Source organism: Bacillus methanolicus PB1, from assembly GCF_000262755.1.
Taxonomy (GTDB): domain Bacteria; phylum Bacillota; class Bacilli; order Bacillales; family Cytobacillaceae; genus Bacillus_Z; species Bacillus_Z methanolicus.
Map to the genome: position 1 here is coordinate 164,709 of NZ_AFEU01000003.1, position 18,506 is coordinate 183,214.

The window sequence follows — 18,506 nt, forward strand, 5'->3', positions numbered from 1 at the left end:
CAATTTGTTTCCAAAAAAAAGTGCTACAAATAGGCTCCTCCATATATGATATTAAAATTTCTCTTTAAATATTCCCAGATTTGTATGTAGTCTCAAATGATCTTCTGGTTGGAAAAGTATTCTATACACTTGTACGGTTTTTAGTTAAATGCATAAAATAAAAAAAGGCCGGTTTATCCTTTTAACGGCCTTCTTCTTTCATCTTTTTTCTTGATATTTGAGACGGAGATGGAGAATCAGTTGACGTGATGCCTTCTAATGATGTTCTGTTCATTTTGCTCTGGCTATCTCCCATCCCGGGGGGCGTGTTTGACATTGGCAATTGCTCCAATTCTTTTCCTCTCGGCATGATCTAAGCCTCCTTGGTGCATTGATCTTTATTATTCTGCCCCATTGGGAAAACCATATTACTTCTTTTTTAATTATTGCATTTCCGGAGAGGATCGGACCCTTATGAGTCAGCTCTCGGGAAAGCTTATATTTTTACATTTTCAGCTTGGATCTACTTCATCATAAGATAATGTAGTAACACGTGTATATTCGCCTCTTTTTACTTCATCCTCTGAAGCATTTTGTTCCAATTCCTCACTGTCATCCATCCCAGGTGCGATTTTTGGTTCTTCCTTGTTTTGGGTTTTCTTATCTTTCATTTTAAAATCATCCACCTTTCACGCTTAATTTTTCCTTGAAAATGAGGAACTATACATCACAATATTTCTTTTTCGTGAAATCCGATCTACATTGAAATAATAACTTATGAAAAATGACTAAAAAACAAAGCTGACTCAAAAGCAAAGGGTCAGAACCATCCGGCGCTTATAAGTCAGTCTCTTGTGGTTTATTTTATGAAATTTCGTGATACGTAATTTCCGGACGGCTTCCGATGCGGATATTGACCCCGGTCTGGCCTAAACCTTCACTGATATAAAAAGGCTTCCCCTTATGGTAATGCAAGCCTTTTACCATTTTCATACGCACAAGTTTTCCCATTTTGATGAGATGGTAAGGCTTTGGCCAATGAATTTGCCCGCCATGGAAATGGCCGGACAGAAGATAGTCAAAATCAAAACCTTCCATGTCCAGTACAACATTCGGATCATGGGTTAAAACTAAATTATACCCATCCGGCACTCCTTGAAAAGCTTTTCTTATATCACTTCGCTTTGTGCTGTAATCATCGATGCCGATAATATTAAGGTTCTCCCCATCAACGCAAAGAGTCACGTTCTCATTCTGAAGTGTCTTACAACCATGCTCTTCAAGCATTTTCTTCAGATCTTCAAAGTGTTTTCCTTTTAAGACGTAATCATGATTTCCAAATACTGCATATATTCCATATTTCGGAGTTGCTTTTTGTAAGATTTTTAAATAGTTTGCTAGTTTTGGAATGCTTCTTTTTCTATCTAAAAAATCTCCAGTTAAAGCGATGAAATCAACAGGCTGTTTACAAATTATTTCAAACAGCTTATCAGGGCTGACTGAAATGTTTTCAAGGTGGATATCTGAAAGGTGAAGGACCTTAATATTTTTATTTTTTTTCGGGATATGGAAATTGTATTTACCATTACATGGCGAGTATTCTTATTTGCTTTATAAAAAATTAAACCAAGATAAACAAAAAAAACTAACATGAAATAAAAAAGCATTATTTATCCCCTCCCATTTACCAAGTATAGTAGGGATAAAGGGGAAGTCCTAGTGGTAATTCATGGGAATATAAAGGAAAATGTATGAAGACGAAAACGATTGTAAAAGTTAAAGACAAAAAAGGAAATCGACTATGAGGAAAATTTTATTACTACCATTTATGCAAATTCCTTCGGGTCACCATCAAGTTGCTGATGCACTGAAAGCCTATATTACTCAAATTGATTCTTCTATTGAAATAAAAAAAGTGGATATATTTCATTATACTTCGCCAATTGCTGAAAAGATGGTTACAAGTTTGTATTTAAAAACGATAAAGTCGCTCCCCTCTTTTTATAGTTGGCTTTATAAAAACAACGCATGCAAAAATTACAGTCTTGAAAAAAGGCTTCCTTTTTATGAACTCGTTTTTATTAGTAAAATGAAGGAATTGATTAATGCAGAAAAACCTGACGCAATTATTTGCACTCACTGTCTCCCCTCGTATCTTTTAAATCTTCTTAAAACCAAGGAAGACCTTCCGATTCCTATTGTGAATGCATATACCGATTACTTTATAAATAATGTATGGGGGATCAGGCATATCGATTACCATTTAGTTCCCAGTCTAAAAGTAAAAACGTTTCTTGAAGCAAATGGTGTTTCTTCTAAGAAAATTGCCGTTACTGGAATTCCGGTCGATCCTCTTTTTGTAAGCAGAAATCGTGGAAATCGTTCCATAAACAACGGTTCTTTATATCATGTTCTTGTCTCTGGCGGCAACATGGGGGTCGGTGCTATTGAAAAGCTATTTGCAAGCAACAAGTTATCCGGGAAAATAAAGTTTTTTGTACTGTGCGGAAAAAACGATAAGTTGTTTTTTAAACTGAAAATGTTGAACAATCCTTTGATCATTCCTCTACCATATATTTCGTCCCGAAAGGAAATGAATGAACTTTATGATCATATGGACTTGATACTTACAAAGCCTGGCGGAGTGACTGTCAGTGAATGCTTAATAAAAAAAATTCCAATCTATCTTTTAGATGCACTTCCCGGCCAAGAAGAAATGAATCGGGATTTTTTAATTGAATCAGGGCTTTCAGTAAATAAACTGTTCTCTTTCAATGACTCTCGCCTTGAAGAAAACCTTTTGCAATTCCTTGAAAATTCAAGAGCAAAGCAGCTTTATAATAAAAATCTTTCTGTTTATTCAAATAAACTTGCTGATATTAATTCTGCACTAAATGACATAATTTTAAAAATAAAATCTTACTCATCATGATTATTATCATTTTTTGTTAATTTTCACACGCACAATAATAGGGAAGTAAACAATTTTATGTGTCACTTCATATTATATAGTACCACTGTCCCTGCAATACCTTACGTTTGTAAAGGAGTGTTACTATGACTTTGTATGTTAATGGGAAAATGGAGCCGAAATTATATATAACTCAATCTTCACCTCAAGATCCAAACCAAAATTTGTTTCATCTTAATTATGTGTCTCAGTTTATTGAACAGCAGCAATCTGTGAATCAACAGCTCAACGATTCCTTTCAAGAAGTCAATGGTCTTTTAAAGAATGCAAAGAGTGAGCAAACCAATTATTTTGAAGAAGTCCTTAACCGGTTTGAACATCAGGAAACATTTAGCGAGCATTTAGCCTCTTTGTTAAAAAAACATGAACAAACTTCACGAGTTATATTGGAAAGACTGCATGAATTAGAACAATTACAAAAAGGGATTGAGAAACAAGCGGTAGGAGAAGGACTCGTGCATCAGGCAATTCTTGATCAGCTTTCATTCCAGGATCAAAGGTTTGAGGGGCTTGCAACTAAATTAGAAGAATATGGCCGGCTGAATCAGGAGTTTAAGCACCAGCTTGAAAACCAGCAATCGATTTTTAATGATATTTCTCAAAAACTTAATAATGAAGAAATTTATCATAAAACTGTAATGGAAAGGCTTGACCAACAGGATGCACTTAGTCATAAGTTATTAAGGCAGCTTGATCATTTAAAAGAAAACATATTTGAACGGTTCAGCCAAATATCAGAGCAACTGCAATTACATTTTCGCATATCGGCAAGTTATTTCATCAGTTTTTTTTCAAAAAGAGGAATTATGTACCGGACGCCTCCCAAAAGGATTAATAAAGAAGAAAAGGTAAAGAATGAGGCCAGACCCCTCTAATATTAGTTTTATTAGCGGGATCTGACCCTTTGCTCCTTTTTTCAAGAAATTATTTTAAAATCGTTACTTTTACTTGTTTTCTTCCCCATTGAACTGCTTTTTCTTTAGAAGGAATAAATACATCAATGACATTTCCTTTGATTGCACCTCCTGTATCCGCAGCAGTGGCATATCCATATCCTTCAACATATACTTTTGAACCTAATGGAATTACACTTGGATCAACTGAAATTACTTTTGCATTTGGATTGGCTTTTAAATCTATCCCAGTTGAAGTAACACCTGAACACCCGGCACAACTTGCAGTATAGGCGGTAGCCGTTACAGTAAGTTCTTTCGCAACATTTGCAACCGGTGCTTTGGAAGTTGCCGTTTTCACAGCTGTTTTCGCCGTTGTTTGCTTGTTTTGTACAGGTTGTGGTTTTACGGCTGATTTCACAGCTGTTTGTTTGTTTTGCGCAGAACTTGCTTTTACCGACCGTGCTGATGAAGACGGAGTTCCTGTGTTTGTTCCGTCAGCTGTCGGATAGATCACAAGATTCAATCCAGGTTTAATCAAGTCTGAATTTAGGTTGTTCCATGTTTTTAAATCTTGAACAGTGACACCATTTGTTTTGGCTATGTTCCAAAGCGTATCACCACATTTCACTATGTAATGTTTTTCCGGCAGTACTTCTAACTTATCATTTGGATATATTACGTCCGAAGATAGCCCGTTCCATTTCTTAAGATCTTCTACTGTTACATCATATTTTTGAGAGATCTCCCAAAGCGTATCTCCCTTTTTAACTACAATTTCTTCTGCCTGGGCGTTAGCACCGATTATTCCAGAGATTGTTGCCGCTGCTAACATTGAGTATAAGTGTTTTTTCATTTAATAACCTCCTATAGCTTATTCAGCTAACGGTTATTATCATAACATGAATTTGTCTGAGAAAAAGAACAGGGAGATTATAATTAAATTAAGATCTTGACAAGTATATAACGCCAGCATTTCAAATAAATTGAATATTCTGATTTTTATGGTTTTTACCCATTATATAAAGATAATTCTTTCTATAAAAAATAAAAAAAATTTAAATTAAGACTACACAAATGATAAGACTATGGTGTATACTGTACTACAACAGGATAGAACAAAAAAATCTGTACTATAAAAAGGAGGAAATTAACATGTTGCAAAGTTTGCAAAGTCCAGTGGAATTTTACAAAAATCTGCCTAAAAAAGTTTGTCCGGAGTGCGGCCAAGTTATGACAGAACAAGCTGAATCTTATTTAATGGAATGTGATCGGTGCTTATCTAAAAAAGAAGAATAATGAATATTTTAAGAGGCTGTCTCATAAGGGTCTGACCCCATGGCATTTATCAATATATAGCACATTTATGAAACATTATGTCCTATATTGTGTTATGGGGTCTGACCCTTAGGCTTTGAGACAGCCTCTTTTTTACACTACGAAAAGCGGCTGCCCGTTTGACAGCCGCTTTTCTATAAGGAGGTTCCAGGCCTACAGGGAGAATAAGGAGGCGCATTTACTAGTATCTAAAACAAGAACAACCAACAATTATGAGCAATACAAACAATACTACAATTAGCGCAAAGCTGTTGTTGAAACCGCCGCTCATATTTTTCACCTCCATTTACCTGTTACTATATATTATTGATGAACTGTTTTTTTGGACTAGACAGGCGTGGATTAATTTTTAAAATAGGCAGACTCCCGTTTTGCTTTCGAAAATATATACGAAATTTAGAAAAAATACCTAAAAACATAAACTTTCCCATGAACACGAAAACGCCCCCAATTTTTCACTTGAGGGCGTTTCTTAAGAAACGAGATTTTACAAAAAAATATTACCTAGAGGAATTTTGTATTGGAAGTTGTTTTTTAATTGTATCTGAATGGATTAAAATCGGTTCGAATTTGCGGAAGTTCTCTCGTTTCTTCACGCATGCTTGTTCCGCATATCGGGCAGTTTAAATCTTCAGTTGCGAAATCTTTTCTCATCCAGCCATTACATGAAGGAGATTCACATGCATATACACTTGTGTCAACAAAAGTGGTTTCTGTTTCTTCTGCTGCTTTCTTTGCAAAATACATAAGCTGCCCCCTTTTTTTCTAGTATGCCTATTTCATCTTCTTTTTATTTATTCATGAATAACATTCGACAATAAAGAGAAAAATTTTAGTAAAGGAGTTGAAAATGATGCAAAAAAGAGAAGAAAAGTACTTGACACATGCCCCAAAAAATCATGAATTTACAATCCAGACGGATGATGTTTTCCCAAATAGCAAAAATTTTCCGGGTGATTCAGTCGACAATCATAAAAATTTAGAAGTAGCCAATATGATTGTTGGAGGAAAAGAAATCGGCCAGCAAAATGAAAACTTATGATTGTGCAGATCGAGATAATTGGGCTGACTCAAAACCAAAAGGTCAGATCCTTCCAATACAACATATACAGAAACATTAATAAAACCATTCTATATTGTCATTTTTGGAGGGAGTCAGCCCTTATGAGTCAGCCCCGTTACCCTGCTGCTTTTTTTACAATTGAATCAGCCTTCTCTTCTTTTATTAACCAAACGATCAACAATATCCCCATTATTGCCATAATCCCAAAAAATAAATAGACAGTATAAACATTATACTCCTCATAAAGAATACCGCCTAAAAATGTACTAAACCAATTTCCAAGCCCGTTGCCAATAGCAGAATATAGTGTAACAGCTGTAGCCGTAATATGCACTGGTGTAATTTCTTTAATATATTGAAGACCTGCGGGAATAAACAAACCAATGGAAAATCCCTGAATGAAGGTTGTGATATAAACAATTGACAAACTTGGCTGAGTAAAATACAAAATCCATCTGACTAGTGATACTGTTCCGGCAATCAATGCAACTTCTAAAATCCCAATTTTTTGGATCCAGTTTCCCGCAGCCTTCATGAAGGGAATTTCAGATAGAACTGCAATTAAAAAAGCAATTCCAATTCCGGTGTAAGTACCACCGCTGTCTTCAACAAATAATCCGAAAAACGCATTATTGGCCATGTTAGGACCAAAAATCATAAACGTAATGATTAAGAAAACAACAAATTTCTTATAAGTCAAGATTTCTTTTATTCCGGAAAAAAGATTTTTATTTGGAGAGCCTTTTTCTTTCGGAATTTGTAAACCTAAAAGAGAAGCCGCTAATAATGAGAAAAAGAAAGAATAAAAAATTACAGCAGGATTATATTCAGATATACGTCCCATTATAAAAACGGCTAAACCGAAACCGAGAGAACCGAACAATCGGATATTGCCATAATTGACTTTTACCCTGCTTGTATATTTGAGTGAAATACTATCTGAAACGGGGATAATCGCACTTTGAAATATTGCAACGAAAACAGCAACGATCATTAGCATATAATAGTCTATACTAAATAGAAATCCCATCCCAAATATCCCGGCGACAAGAGTAGTTAACGTTAAGATTTTTATTGGAGAATTAGTAGAATCTGAAACCATGCCCCATAAAGGCTGAAAAAAAATCATGACAATTGGTCCTGCCGACATGATTGTTCCGATCTGATAACCATTTAAACCGACAGTTTCACTAAGATAAACACTTAATAAAGGATAAAGGCTTCCAAATCCAAAAAAAGTCAATAAATAAAACCCCTGTAGGGTTAAAATATTCTTTCGCACCTGATTATTCACTTATGTACCCCCTAATGATGCTTCAAAATTAAAATCCAACTTTTATTTTATCATGTTTAAATCTAGTTTGTAGTATTTTTCCAAAACGTATCATCTATATTTAGATCCTCTATATCAACCCTTTCACTTGTTATTGACAGTAGTCAATAATTTTTATGTTTATTTACTTATTGAATTATGAAAACCCCTTGGAAAGGGGCTTTAAAATGTTGAAAGTATGGACGATGTATCTTAATAATGTTTATTGCAAAATAATATTGCTAATAAGATTCGGACCCCACTTCCTTTATTTAAGAAGTTTTTAATGCTGACCGCAAGCTTTACTTTTTCTGTTCCGAGTGGACGAATCCAATGCTCAAGACGCTTTTGCGCATCCCAAACGTTAACAATTTCCCGCTGAAACCTCATTATTCGTCTCCCTTCCTATAGACATAAATAAAGTCTACATTAGTAGAGCAAATGAATTGCACTCAGTTAGTTTTTTCATTTTTTTCTTTACTGTAGATTTTCCAATCTTCCGGTGTATCAATGTCTACGCCCCAGAATGAATGATCAAAATCGACGTATGCTAACTCAGATAAATGTTGTCGAATGACTTGATGAGCACCTCTATCTCCTTCAATCCGAAGCAATTCGGGGAAAATTTCTGCAGCAAACAAGACTGGATGGCCTGGAACAGATGCATAGCGTGCACGAACAATCTTGATATTTTTTGATTTTGCAATATCATAGACTTCCCGTAATCGATCAACCACCGAAACAGGAATAAAAGGCTGGTCGGCCAAGAAAACAAAACATGCCGAAACTTGATCGCAAATAGCTTTCACTCCTGCCTTTAAAGAAGAAGACATACCTTTAGCGAAATTTGGGTTATAAATCACCACCGCTGGTAAATCACGTATATATTCTTTGACTAGGTCGGTATGCTCACCACTAACTACAACAACGGGACGGAGCCCGGAGAGCATGGCTGTTTCAACAGAATACCGAAATAACGGCTTCCCATGCAAGCTAAGAAATTGTTTCGGTTGTCCCATTCGTTTAGACATGCCGGCTGCTAAAATGACAGCACCAATTTCGCTCATATACTTTTCCCGCCTTTTAAAATGGTCGCATTGCTCAGTGTGATTAACTATGAATTTTTTCTTTCCCATGCAGTGGCTTTCCAGGGCGGGCAGATCGCGCTGCAAGCAACTCGGACACGATAGAAACGGCAACTTCCTCAATTGTCTCTGCACCCACATCCAGTCCAATTGGTGCCCGTATTGGACCGCTATTCATCTCGGCACCGATATTTTGAAGCATTTCCCGCGTCCGTGATAAGGGACCAAGCACACCTACGTATTTAGGCCGTGCCTTTAGCGCGAGACGTAGCGCAGCTTCATCCCTTGCTTGCAAGTGATTCATGATCAACCACCAGCTCGACGCCAGTTGCTCTGGATCGGCCTCGTCGGGTTCAATCACCAAGTGTTCTGCTTTAGGAAAGCGTTTCTTTCCATTAAAATCAATGCGTGGATCAAGAATAGTTACACGGAATCCACATTTAGCTGCGAGCTCGGCTACAGGTATGGCGTCGTGCCCCGCACCGCAGATAATCAATTGTTCACTCGGCCGCATCGTGTCAATATAAAATCGACGACCGTTGACAATAGCTATCTCCGCCCTTGTTCGATTCTCGATACGATTTACCAACTTCTGTACAACAGGTTCTGGGAGATCGTTTACATCCCCTGCAACGGGACTTTTTCCGTCAAATACGCAGCGGATACCGGTTGGTAATTCAAGTACAAGAGAGATGTCACGTTCCTGGTTGATTATCTCCCCCACCAATCTCCAAAAAGGATCTTCAGAATGAATGGGAAAGATGGCGACTTCCATCGTTCCTTTGCAACCAATTCCGAGAGACCATAATTCATTTTCACTGAGATCGTAGTTTACGAGGCGGGGTTCCCCTTCTTCTATTGCTTTTTCCGCCCATCCGTAAAGATCCGATTCAAGACATCCTCCGCTGAGAGTCCCCAGCATATTACCTGTTTCTGTCATCATCATTTTAGCACCTGGAAGGCGATACGCGGAGCCCTGTACCTGAGTAATCGTCAAAAGGGCAGTCTTTTCCCCATCTAACCATGCTTGTTCAATACGGGCAAATACTTCACGCGCTTCATCAATACGTGACACGCTCAACCTCTCCTTCGTTTTTCTAGTGATTGGATCACTATTGCGAAATTCAAATTGTATATAACTCCAACAAGCTACCAACTCTTCTAAGTACGGCAAAGAAGCATACTCCCACTCCGTACTGAGTTAAGAAACGATGTTTGTTTATTAAACCAAAGTATAACTTGCTCCTTAAACGATTACCCTCTTAACAACCAGTAAGAAGCTAACTTATGCGAGATAATCATAATCGTACCACCTAATCTCTGATCCCCGATGGTTGATAAGAAATTAAACTTAATAAAATATTGTTTCACATCAATATCATGTGAAAAACATATACGTAATGTTTGGTTTAAAAAAATTGGGTCACTATAAACTTTATATAGTCCCGTGTTAGCAATAATTAAAAATAAACAGGCCGGCATCAACAATAAAAGCATTTTATAAATATAATTACGTTTTAGTTTAATTGACTTCTCGCCGTAAGAAGAGGTTGCCACCGGCCACCATACTAGAAAAGATAGTACCATTAAGAAGACTTGCGAAAAATCATGCAAGGTTTTATTACTCATAACACTGTTAAATACAACTGGAAAATGGTAAAAGGAGAACATAAAAGCAAAGCAGCCTAATATAGCATGGTGGTAAATCTTGCTGCTGCGGAGCTTAACAAAAAACAGAAGTCGAGGATGCTCCGTAAATTCGAATAATCCGGAAAGAATAAGCACAGGAATAAAAAAGCAAAGAAGACTCATTTGGAACATATGGACACTTAAAAAAAGATGTCCATAGAAGTTTAAGGCACTACCAAAACAAAAATTAATTAAAACAAGTCCCAAAATAAAGTATATTATTTTTTTTACTATTATTCTATTTAATTGACCAATCTTAACAAGCATTAAAAAATATATAATAAGGAAGGAAAACGTTAGTAATAAGATAGCTTTGTCTATATATTGAATTGAATCCAACTTCTTCTCCTCCATTTAAAAAGGTTTACAAATAATGGCTTAGGGTGCTGCTGAACACAGCGCCCCGTTAAGAATTGCCTTTTTCCATGTTGTTACATCATGGACATCGACAAACGCGTCAATGTAAGGCAATGCCATCGACATGCCCACCGAAGTTGGTTCATAGCCAGATTCACCAAGCAGAGGGTTCATCCACACCACTCGTCCAACGCGAGCAGCTAAGTCGCGCATGGAAATATGCATTTGTTCCGGATGGCCGGCATCAAATCCATCTGAAATGATAATGACACACGTATGCCGTTGCAAAAGATTAGAGTAACGATGAAGTAATAGTGCCAACGAACCGCCAATTTGAGTTCCACCGCGCAATCCGGGTAAATCGCTATAGGGAATACCTGTCACCCCTTTTTGAGCAATAAGCGATGTTACCCGCAAAAGGCGTGTGGAAAAAAGAAAGATTTGTGTGCGCGCACGCACTCGAGTAAATGACCAGGCGAGTGAAGTAATAAAAGGTGCATAAGGTTTCATCGATCCGGAAATATCAATAGCTAGAACAATTCGCGGCTTGTCGGGACGTCGTCGGCGCATTTTGAGTTCAAATGGTTCTCCTGAATGGCGCAATGCACTTCTTATGGTTTGACGCAGGTCAATTTTCTCTCTGCCTCGTGACTGCCACTTGCGGCCGCGAGGTGCATCTATCGTTCGCACTGCCAATTGGGTCAGCACAACTACATCTTTTAAAACTTGTTGGTCCGCCCGCAAAGCAAAACGCTCTCCATTGTTGGGATGATAACCGGCAAGGATACCCTTTACGGTCTCTAAGGGCGGGCACTCCGCATTTTCACCTGCATCGGTTCCACCTATTAATTCATCTGGCTGCAGGCGGCGTTTCTCCTGCAAACCTGCTTCCCGTATGCCAAAATATTGCTCAAATAAAGCCGGAAAGATACCCCATTCCGCCGATGTCCGTGCATAGATTGAGCGAAGGGCGCTGCAAACCTCATTAATGGAGGAAAGGTTCAATTCAGCAAGAGCAGCAATTGCTGTTAAAGTTTCAGGAACCCCAGCACGAAATCCGTGATTTCGCAGCCAAGGCGCAAAATCGGTCACTTGCCTCACGATGCTGCCTGTCAAGCAGCTTAACTCGCCAGCCCTCATATGTTCCACAGCAGATCGAATCCCCTTTCCTTTAGCAACTCCATGTCTTCCTGCGTCTTTAATAAACACCCGAGGGTGTGTTGAATCACTTCATCGTTCAGCTCATGTGCGCCTAATTCCGTCAGCGCCTGAGCAAAATCGATCGATTCTGCTAACCCAGGCGGCTTGAATAATGACAACTTGCGCAGCCTGCGAACGCTGTACACGATTTGTTTCACAAGTTTTGGAGCAATATGCGGGACATGCAGTGAAATGATAGCCGCCTCCTGTTCAAATGCTGGATAATCAACCCAAATGTACAGACAACGGCGGCGCAAGGCATCGGACAAGTCACGCGTGCGATTAGACGTTAAAATAACTATAGGTGGTTCAGAGGCGCAAAAGGTTCCCATCTCGGGAATAGTGATTTGGAATTCTGAAAGAAATTCCAGCAATAATGCCTCGAATTCCTCGTCGGCGCGATCAATTTCGTCAATCAGTAGTACTGGCGCCGGCCTTTCACGAAGTGCACGTAAAAGCGGTCGTTCAATGAGAAACGACTCACTGTAAAGTGCATCTTGGTTTACAGTTCCATCAGTAAAGACCGTGCGTGCCGTCAGCAGCTGTTTTGGGTAATCCCAATCGTACAGCGCCTGACTTGCATCCAAACCTTCATAGCACTGCAAGCGAACAAGGTTTACGGAACGAACAGCAGCGAGTGCCTTCGCTAATGCCGTCTTTCCTACACCTGCAGGTCCCTCTAACAGCAAAGGACGGGCTAGCCGCTGTGCCAAGTGCACAACAGTAGCCAGCCCTTTATCTACCACATAGTGAGAACGTTGCAATTCCTCTTGCAGCATGCGCACTTGTTCATTCATTCAGTCATTCTTCCCTTCTACACAGAAGCGAATGCTTTCTCCAGATTTGCAAATACATCCTGTATGATTTTCTTCGCCTGGTTATCAATCAAACGACCACCAAGTGCCGCGATCGGTCCACTGATGGCTCCATCACACTCCCATTTTAAGAGGGTGCCTTTGTCGATGTCGCTAAGTGTTACAACTGCTTTCATATCAACTCCGCTTCCCATTCCCCCACCATTAATCGGGAGAGCCATCACAACTTGCGGTTCAACAGCTGACAATTCGCAATTGAGTTTGAACTTTCCGCGGACAGGACCTATGCCAACCTTTACAATAGCTTGAAAACGATTATCACCTTCTACGTTAAACTCAAGCAAGTCGGGAATACAAGGCCCCACTTTTTGCGGATCTGTAATAAACTCCCAGACTTCTTCCCGCGGTAACTCGATCGTATATTCTCCTCCATATTTAAGCATTCATCTTCCTCCTTGAGTAAGATTTTAGTAGATCTGTCCTCAGCCGTTGATCATCCAGAGAAAAGCACAAATTTCCTTTCAGTGCAACAACAAATGCGTTATTTTGTCATGCGTGACTAAGATATGTTTCAGGATCTTTAGCAAAGCGGTTTCGGCAGCCAGAGCAGCAGAAGCCGTAAATAGTACCATCAAGTTCAAATCGGAATTGGGTCTTCTCCAAGTCTACAGTCATTCCGCAAACCGGATCCACCACTTTTGGAGATATTTTGACATAACCGTCATCTGAAGGCAGTGGATCGGTCGTTGAACTTTTCACTTCCGGTAATCCTTCCCATTGCGAATTCAAATCCCGGCGTCGGCGTTCAACGATTTGAGCAAGGATACTAAGCGCAACCTCTTGTGCTCCTACAGCACCAATATCTAATCCCGCAGGAGCGGTGACAAAGTCAATAAATTCTTTAGGTGCCCCAGCCACTTCCAATCCGCTGCGCACGGTTTTCCATCGCTTCGGGCTGGTGACCAAACCCAAATACCGCAACGGCCAACGGGATAGTGCCAACAAAGCTTCACTATCATACAACCCCATCGTAGCAACGACTCCATAAGCAGTTGTATACTTGAAAGAAGCAAGTTGATTCCGTAATATCTCCAATGGATCTTCCGAACTGTTGTTTCCCACTTCTTCTAAACAGATTTGGCGAGGCACAAAAGCGAATTGGGGCGCCATTTCTTTAAGAGAATGCGCTATCGGGAAATCCCCAACAATAATCAACAAAGGATCAACATGTTTCGGTTCTAAAAAAAGTTCAACTGTTCCTTCAGATGCACAAGTCATTGAAAGAACTGTAACTCCTTCTTCCACGTTGGCCGGCGGCTGCGGAGTTACAAGCAAAAGTTTTTTTTCTCCAGTGCGAAGACACTCGTGTGCTTGACCGACAATCAACTCTCGCGTACAATGCCCGCCGACAAAACCTTTCATTTCTCCATTCGCAGTCACAATCGCCTTATCGCCGACTGTCGCCGAACTAGGCCTCACACGCCGGACAACAGTCACCATGACATATGGTTCAACTCGTTCATCCAACTCCTTTGCCGTTTCCCATATTAGATCCATTTTGTATGCCGAGGCTGACTCAAAAGGGTCTGACACCTTCCAACAATGACAATATTTAGAATGGTTTTAATACAGATGGTCTATATATTGTTTTGAATGGGTTGACCCTTTGAGTTTGAGACAGCCTCCTTTTCCCTCCTTAATTCATGTTAATCCTAGATCCTTGCTAGGTACTGAATCATTCATTAATACCGTGCTCTCTCAAGATGTTCCATACCTTCCATGGAAAAATCGGCATGTCGATGTGCTCTACGCCTAGAGGCGACAGGGCATCCACAACCGCATTAACAAACGCGGCAGGAGAACCAACATTCGGCGACTCTCCAACGCCTTTTGCTCCAATCGGATGGTGCGGCGACGGTGTCACCGTCCGATCTGTTTCCCATGGTGGCGTATCGAGGGACGTAGGGACCAAATAGTCCATCCAGTTTGGTGCCAGACAGTTGCCGTTCGCATCGTACGGAATATCTTGCATAAACGCTATGGCAAACCCTTCCGTAAGTCCTCCGTGTATCTGTCCTTCGACAATCATCGGATTGATCACGTTGCCGCAATCGTCAACGGCCATGAACCGCCGTACTTTAACAGCTCCCGTTCCCTTGTCGATATCGACCACCGCGATATAGGCCCCGTGAGGGAAAGTAAGGTTCGGAGGATCGTAGTAGTAGGTAGCTTCCAAACCGGGTTCCATGCCTTCCGGCAAGTTTGTGTATGCGGCAAAAGCCACATCTTTCATCGTCACTGATTTCCCCGAAAACCCTTTTGCGGAAAAGACGGTCCCGTCCCAAATCACATCGTCTTCACCGACCTCAAGAAGATGGGCGGCAATTTTGCGAGCCTTTTCACGAATCCTGCGCCCGCAGAGAGCTGCAGCAGTACCCGCCGCCGGCGTAGAGCGGCTTGCGTACGTACCTAATCCATAAGGGGCGGTATCGGTATCGCCTTCCTCAATCAACACGTCATCCGCACTTAATCCGAGCTCTTCCGCAATAATTTGGGCGAATGTCGTCTCATGCCCCTGGCCCTGGTGCCGCACACCGAGCCGCGCGATCACTTTGCCGGTAGGATGGACTCGAATCTGCGCGCTGTCGAACATCTTGATTCCGAGAATGTCAAACGTATTTTTCGGCCCTGCACCGACAATCTCTGTAAAAGTGGAGATGCCAATTCCCATCAATTCACCCCGGGCTCGTTTCTCCGCCTGTTCTTTACGCAGTTCGTCATACCCAATCCGTTCCAGCGCAAGTTTCAACGTTTTTTCGTAGTCTCCGCTGTCGTACACCCATCCGGTTGGAGAGTGATATGGGAACTGGTCCTTACGAATAAAATTAAGGAAACGCAGTTCGGCGGGATCCATCTTCAATCTTTGCGCCAGTATGTCCATTGTCCTTTCAATCAGGTACGATGCTTCAGTGACACGAAATGAACAGCGGTACGCAACACCTCCGGGAGCCTTGTTGGTATAAACTCCATCCACTTCGACGAACGCTGTTTTGAAATCATAAGACCCTGTCACAATGTTAAACAGACCGGCCGGGAATTTGGTCGGATTGGCTGCAGCATCAAAGGCACCGTGGTCGCCGATGGTTTTCACCCGGAGCGCCAACACTTTGCCATCTTCGCGCGCAGCAATCTCGGCCGTCATGTGGAAGTCACGTGCGAAAGAAGTGCTTGCGATATTCTCAGTTCGCGTTTCAATCCATTTGACAGGCACACCTAACTTTAACGAAGCGACAACTGCACAGACGTATCCCGGATAGACTCCCACTTTGTTCCCGAAACCGCCGCCGATATCAGGCGAAATAACTCGAATCTGATGTTCGGGAATACCGCTGAGCATTGCGATCACAGTCCGGTGGACATGAGGCGCTTGGGAAGTTATGTAGAAAGTCAACCGGCCTGTCGCCGCATTGTGATCAGCAACACATCCACACGGCTCAAGCGGTGAAGGGTGGACACGCTGGAAGCGTACATCTTGCTTGACGACGACCGTCGCTTCGCGAAATACGTTTTCGGTTTCTTCTCGATCCCCTGACTCCCAGTGCCAGATGTGGTTCGATTTTTTCTCCCGATCTTCACGGAGAATGGGAGCATCCGGCTCAAGCGCTTCGAACGGATCCACCACAACAGGCAACGACTCGTAATCGACTTCGATCAACTGTAATGCGTCTTCTGCTTGGGCGCGCGTCTCCGCAATGACGGCGGCAATTTCTTGGTACTGAAACAGAACCTTGCCCACGGCCAGTACCATTTGTTGGTCGCCATTCAAAGTCGGCATCCATGCAAGGTTCATTTTGGCCAGATCCTCACCAGTAAGCACTAATTTGACGCCGGGTGCGGCCAATGCAGCCGACGTATCAATTCGACGAATGCGGGCATGTGCGTACGGACTGCGTAAAATGCTCATATAGAGCATATTCGGCAAGATCACATCATCCACATAGCGCCCCTTCCCGCGAATAAACCGCGGATCCTCTTTGCGGGCAATCGATTTGCCCATTGGGCGCAACTCATTCTGTTGAAGTGCCACTTGTGGCCACCTCCTCTAATGATTCTTGAGTTTCATTCGCCATTTTGCGTGAAGCGGACTGGACGGCCTTTACGATATTCATATATCCTGTGCAGCGGCAAATGTTTCCAGAAAGTCCTTCACGAATTTCTTCCTCAGTCGGCATAGGATTTTTCTGCAGCAGTGCATAGGAAGCCATCAGCATACCAGGCGTGCAGTATCCGCATTGCAAAGCATGATCTTCCCAAAACGCTGTCTGCAGCGGATGCATTTGCCCTTCTTGATCCAACGCTTCGACTGTCAATACCTCACGTCCATTTGCTTGCACGGCCAATACGGTGCATGACTTGACAGCTTTCCCGTCAAACAACACTGTGCAAGCACCGCAGCTTGTTGTATCACAACCGACATGCGCACCCGTCAGTTTCAGTTCATCACGCAGGTAATAGACCAACAACGTACGCGGCTCAACATCTGATTCAAACAGATGCCCATTTACCTTGACACGGATCTTCATTGAACCTCCACCTTTCCATGCAACTCTTCCGCGATTTCGCGGAGTGCCCTTGCAGCAAACACACGTAAAAGATCCTTCTTATAGACCGTACTGCCCCTTAAGTCATCAGCAGGATCCGCATCTTCCGGCACAAGTTTGGATACTTCCTCAATCGTCTTCACTGTCAAACGTTGTCCTATGAGCGCTTCCTCTGCCTTGACGGCTCGCAAAGGGATCGGCCCACAAGCGCAAATGCCGATGCCTGCTTCAGACACACGCCCTTCATCGTCAACAGCGACCTGTACAGCAAGCCCCGCAATGGCAAAATCGCCAGCTTTCCGTTTGAGCTTCATATAGCGTGCGGCAACAAGACTGGTTGGAATGGGCAAGTGCAACGCGACGGCAAGCTCATTTTCTTCGAGCGATGTGGCAAATGTATCCACAAAAAACTCGTCAATGGGAATCAAACGATTTCCATTCGTTCCTTTTGCTTCCACCATCGCATTCAGGGCAATCATCGCAGTTCCCCAATCTGAGGCAGGATCTGCGTGAACGAGCGAACCGACAACCGTCCCGAGGTTGCGAATTAATGGATCTGCAACCCATCGGGCAGTGCGGGAAAGAAGTGGAAATTGGTCACGTAGTTCTGTCGCATGCTCCAATTCGGATTGGCGTGTTACCGCACCGATCCGCAATTTCCCGTTAACTTCACTCCATCCTTTAAGTTCATCGAGATTATTAATATCAATAATCACGGCGGGAGCTGCGATGCGTAACTTCATCATTGGCAACAAACTTTGTCCCCCCGCCAATACTTTGCCGTCGTATCCATACTCATCCATGAGGCGGATCGCTTCGTCGATAGATGTTGGTGCTTCATACTTGAATGCATTGGGAAACATTTAGAAACCCCCTTATGTCTAGATGGCAAGAGCATTGTGAACAGGTATACTTTGGATAAGGGCATTTCGCGCACATCCATATTGTTGGATTCACCCATTCCAATCTCTTCGCCTGCCTAAGCATTCGCTTCAATGTTTAAAACTATTACTTTTCCTTTTTGTACAGCCTTTGAGTTATGTTGGTTGACCCGGGTAATTGAACAGGATAACGATTTTTCACACCCTTTGGGGTTTAATTTAATTCTTTTTCGGGTAAAGTTTCTGGCCCGAACCTCGCAAAATCAATACCAAACGTAACATCTTTTTATTCCTTGCAACCAAATGCACTTTTCAAACTATT

The 18,506-nt window shown here is 41.7% G+C and carries 21 protein-coding genes and 1 pseudogene; 4 read left to right on the forward strand and 18 right to left on the reverse strand.

Annotated elements, in window-relative coordinates:
- Window positions 1-181 precede the first annotated feature (181 nt).
- The 3 genes and pseudogenes from PB1_RS17815 to PB1_RS10605 form a co-directional block, all read right to left on the reverse strand.
- Window positions 182-349 (reverse strand): hypothetical protein, encoded by a 168-nt coding sequence (locus PB1_RS17815; RefSeq protein ID WP_004436363.1) that lies wholly within the window; start codon window positions 347-349, stop codon window positions 182-184.
- 142 nt (window positions 350-491) lie between these two features.
- Window positions 492-650: a hypothetical protein gene (locus PB1_RS17820; protein WP_004436364.1), complete on the reverse strand. Its 159-nt coding sequence runs from the start codon at window positions 648-650 to the stop codon at window positions 492-494.
- A 193-nt stretch (window positions 651-843) separates the two neighbouring features.
- Window positions 844-1,646 (reverse strand): annotated as a pseudogene (locus PB1_RS10605) (metallophosphoesterase).
- Window positions 1,647-1,780: 134 nt separating this feature from the next.
- Here PB1_RS10605 and PB1_RS10610 point away from each other — a divergent pair.
- On the forward strand, window positions 1,781-2,911 hold the full coding sequence (locus tag PB1_RS10610; protein WP_034645265.1) for an MGDG synthase family glycosyltransferase: 1,131 nt from the start codon (window positions 1,781-1,783) through the stop codon (window positions 2,909-2,911).
- A 125-nt stretch (window positions 2,912-3,036) separates the two neighbouring features.
- Window positions 3,037-3,825 carry a hypothetical protein gene (locus PB1_RS10615; RefSeq protein ID WP_004436371.1) on the forward strand — a complete coding sequence of 263 codons (789 nt, stop codon included), beginning with the start codon at window positions 3,037-3,039 and terminating at the stop codon, window positions 3,823-3,825.
- Between the two features lie 49 nt (window positions 3,826-3,874).
- Here the strand turns inward: PB1_RS10615 and PB1_RS10620 are convergent, their stop codons facing one another.
- A complete protein-coding gene (locus tag PB1_RS10620) occupies window positions 3,875-4,699 on the reverse strand; it encodes a LysM peptidoglycan-binding and 3D domain-containing protein (RefSeq protein ID WP_004436374.1) in 825 nt (274 codons plus the stop codon).
- A 299-nt stretch (window positions 4,700-4,998) separates the two neighbouring features.
- Between PB1_RS10620 and yhfH the strand changes: the two genes are divergently transcribed.
- On the forward strand, window positions 4,999-5,142 hold the full coding sequence (gene yhfH, locus PB1_RS17015; RefSeq protein WP_004436376.1) for a protein YhfH: 144 nt from the start codon (window positions 4,999-5,001) through the stop codon (window positions 5,140-5,142).
- 220 nt (window positions 5,143-5,362) lie between these two features.
- Here yhfH and PB1_RS17020 read toward each other — a convergent pair whose 3' ends face one another.
- Both PB1_RS17020 and PB1_RS10625 read right to left on the reverse strand, forming a co-directional pair.
- Window positions 5,363-5,467, reverse strand: a complete 105-nt coding sequence (locus tag PB1_RS17020) for a YjcZ family sporulation protein (protein WP_081485618.1) — start codon at window positions 5,465-5,467, stop codon at window positions 5,363-5,365.
- Between the two features lie 248 nt (window positions 5,468-5,715).
- On the reverse strand, window positions 5,716-5,928 hold the full coding sequence (locus tag PB1_RS10625; RefSeq protein WP_004436378.1) for a cold-inducible protein YdjO-related protein: 213 nt from the start codon (window positions 5,926-5,928) through the stop codon (window positions 5,716-5,718).
- A 103-nt stretch (window positions 5,929-6,031) separates the two neighbouring features.
- On the opposite strand from PB1_RS10625, the gene PB1_RS10630 reads away from it, so the two are divergent.
- Window positions 6,032-6,223, forward strand: coding sequence for a hypothetical protein (locus PB1_RS10630; protein ID WP_337999022.1), 192 nt, complete (start codon window positions 6,032-6,034; stop codon window positions 6,221-6,223).
- A gap of 136 nt (window positions 6,224-6,359) precedes the next feature.
- Here the strand turns inward: PB1_RS10630 and PB1_RS10635 are convergent, their stop codons facing one another.
- From PB1_RS10635 to PB1_RS10685, 12 genes are all read right to left on the reverse strand, one after another.
- Window positions 6,360-7,538, reverse strand: a complete 1,179-nt coding sequence (locus PB1_RS10635; protein WP_004436383.1) for an MFS transporter — start codon at window positions 7,536-7,538, stop codon at window positions 6,360-6,362.
- Window positions 7,539-7,769: 231 nt separating this feature from the next.
- Complete coding sequence (locus PB1_RS17515) at window positions 7,770-7,946, reverse strand: hypothetical protein (protein WP_004436386.1); 177 nt, start codon at window positions 7,944-7,946, stop codon at window positions 7,770-7,772.
- Window positions 7,947-8,008: 62 nt separating this feature from the next.
- Complete coding sequence (locus PB1_RS10640) at window positions 8,009-8,623, reverse strand: nucleotidyltransferase family protein (RefSeq protein ID WP_004436390.1); 615 nt, start codon at window positions 8,621-8,623, stop codon at window positions 8,009-8,011.
- A 43-nt stretch (window positions 8,624-8,666) separates the two neighbouring features.
- Window positions 8,667-9,716 (reverse strand): XdhC family protein, encoded by a 1,050-nt coding sequence (locus PB1_RS10645; protein WP_004436391.1) that lies wholly within the window; start codon window positions 9,714-9,716, stop codon window positions 8,667-8,669.
- Between the two features lie 179 nt (window positions 9,717-9,895).
- The gene (locus tag PB1_RS10650) at window positions 9,896-10,669 is read right to left on the reverse strand and encodes a cytochrome c oxidase assembly protein (protein WP_004436393.1); all 774 of its coding nucleotides are present in this window, start codon (window positions 10,667-10,669) and stop codon (window positions 9,896-9,898) included.
- A gap of 39 nt (window positions 10,670-10,708) precedes the next feature.
- The gene (locus PB1_RS10655) at window positions 10,709-11,803 is read right to left on the reverse strand and encodes a vWA domain-containing protein (protein WP_238533127.1); all 1,095 of its coding nucleotides are present in this window, start codon (window positions 11,801-11,803) and stop codon (window positions 10,709-10,711) included.
- 20 nt (window positions 11,804-11,823) lie between these two features.
- On the reverse strand, window positions 11,824-12,684 hold the full coding sequence (locus tag PB1_RS10660; protein ID WP_004436397.1) for an AAA family ATPase: 861 nt from the start codon (window positions 12,682-12,684) through the stop codon (window positions 11,824-11,826).
- 17 nt (window positions 12,685-12,701) lie between these two features.
- Window positions 12,702-13,145 carry an SRPBCC family protein gene (locus PB1_RS10665; RefSeq protein WP_004436399.1) on the reverse strand — a complete coding sequence of 148 codons (444 nt, stop codon included), beginning with the start codon at window positions 13,143-13,145 and terminating at the stop codon, window positions 12,702-12,704.
- Window positions 13,146-13,251: 106 nt separating this feature from the next.
- Complete coding sequence (locus PB1_RS10670) at window positions 13,252-14,259, reverse strand: XdhC family protein (RefSeq protein WP_034645269.1); 1,008 nt, start codon at window positions 14,257-14,259, stop codon at window positions 13,252-13,254.
- A 178-nt stretch (window positions 14,260-14,437) separates the two neighbouring features.
- Entirely contained in the window at window positions 14,438-16,789 is a 2,352-nt protein-coding gene (locus tag PB1_RS10675) for an aerobic carbon-monoxide dehydrogenase large subunit (protein ID WP_004436402.1), read from the reverse strand.
- A complete protein-coding gene (locus PB1_RS10680) occupies window positions 16,770-17,285 on the reverse strand; it encodes a (2Fe-2S)-binding protein (protein WP_004436404.1) in 516 nt (171 codons plus the stop codon). Before PB1_RS10680 ends, PB1_RS10675 begins: the two co-directional genes overlap by 20 nt.
- Window positions 17,282-18,166 carry an FAD binding domain-containing protein gene (locus tag PB1_RS10685; RefSeq protein ID WP_004436407.1) on the reverse strand — a complete coding sequence of 295 codons (885 nt, stop codon included), beginning with the start codon at window positions 18,164-18,166 and terminating at the stop codon, window positions 17,282-17,284. Before PB1_RS10685 ends, PB1_RS10680 begins: the two co-directional genes overlap by 4 nt.
- Window positions 18,167-18,506: the final 340 nt, after the last annotated feature.

Bases quoted from the DNA above. Each gene is read 5' to 3' on its own strand.
- PB1_RS17815 (WP_004436363.1), bottom strand. From the start codon at position 349: ATGCCGAGAGGAAAAGAATTGGAGCAATTGCCAATGTCAAACACGCCC.
- PB1_RS17820 (WP_004436364.1), bottom strand. From the start codon at position 650: ATGAAAGATAAGAAAACCCAAAACAAGGAAGAACCAAAAATCGCACCT.
- PB1_RS10610 (WP_034645265.1), top strand. From the start codon at position 1,781: ATGAGGAAAATTTTATTACTACCATTTATGCAAATTCCTTCGGGTCAC.
- PB1_RS10615 (WP_004436371.1), top strand. From the start codon at position 3,037: ATGACTTTGTATGTTAATGGGAAAATGGAGCCGAAATTATATATAACT.
- PB1_RS10620 (WP_004436374.1), bottom strand. From the start codon at position 4,699: ATGAAAAAACACTTATACTCAATGTTAGCAGCGGCAACAATCTCTGGA.
- yhfH (WP_004436376.1), top strand. From the start codon at position 4,999: ATGTTGCAAAGTTTGCAAAGTCCAGTGGAATTTTACAAAAATCTGCCT.
- PB1_RS17020 (WP_081485618.1), bottom strand. From the start codon at position 5,467: ATGGAGGTGAAAAATATGAGCGGCGGTTTCAACAACAGCTTTGCGCTA.
- PB1_RS10625 (WP_004436378.1), bottom strand. From the start codon at position 5,928: ATGTATTTTGCAAAGAAAGCAGCAGAAGAAACAGAAACCACTTTTGTT.
- PB1_RS10630 (WP_337999022.1), top strand. From the start codon at position 6,032: ATGATGCAAAAAAGAGAAGAAAAGTACTTGACACATGCCCCAAAAAAT.
- PB1_RS17515 (WP_004436386.1), bottom strand. From the start codon at position 7,946: ATGAGGTTTCAGCGGGAAATTGTTAACGTTTGGGATGCGCAAAAGCGT.
- PB1_RS10640 (WP_004436390.1), bottom strand. From the start codon at position 8,623: ATGAGCGAAATTGGTGCTGTCATTTTAGCAGCCGGCATGTCTAAACGA.
- PB1_RS10660 (WP_004436397.1), bottom strand. From the start codon at position 12,684: ATGAATGAACAAGTGCGCATGCTGCAAGAGGAATTGCAACGTTCTCAC.
- PB1_RS10665 (WP_004436399.1), bottom strand. From the start codon at position 13,145: ATGCTTAAATATGGAGGAGAATATACGATCGAGTTACCGCGGGAAGAA.
- PB1_RS10670 (WP_034645269.1), bottom strand. From the start codon at position 14,259: ATGGATCTAATATGGGAAACGGCAAAGGAGTTGGATGAACGAGTTGAA.
- PB1_RS10680 (WP_004436404.1), bottom strand. From the start codon at position 17,285: ATGAAGATCCGTGTCAAGGTAAATGGGCATCTGTTTGAATCAGATGTT.
- PB1_RS10685 (WP_004436407.1), bottom strand. From the start codon at position 18,166: ATGTTTCCCAATGCATTCAAGTATGAAGCACCAACATCTATCGACGAA.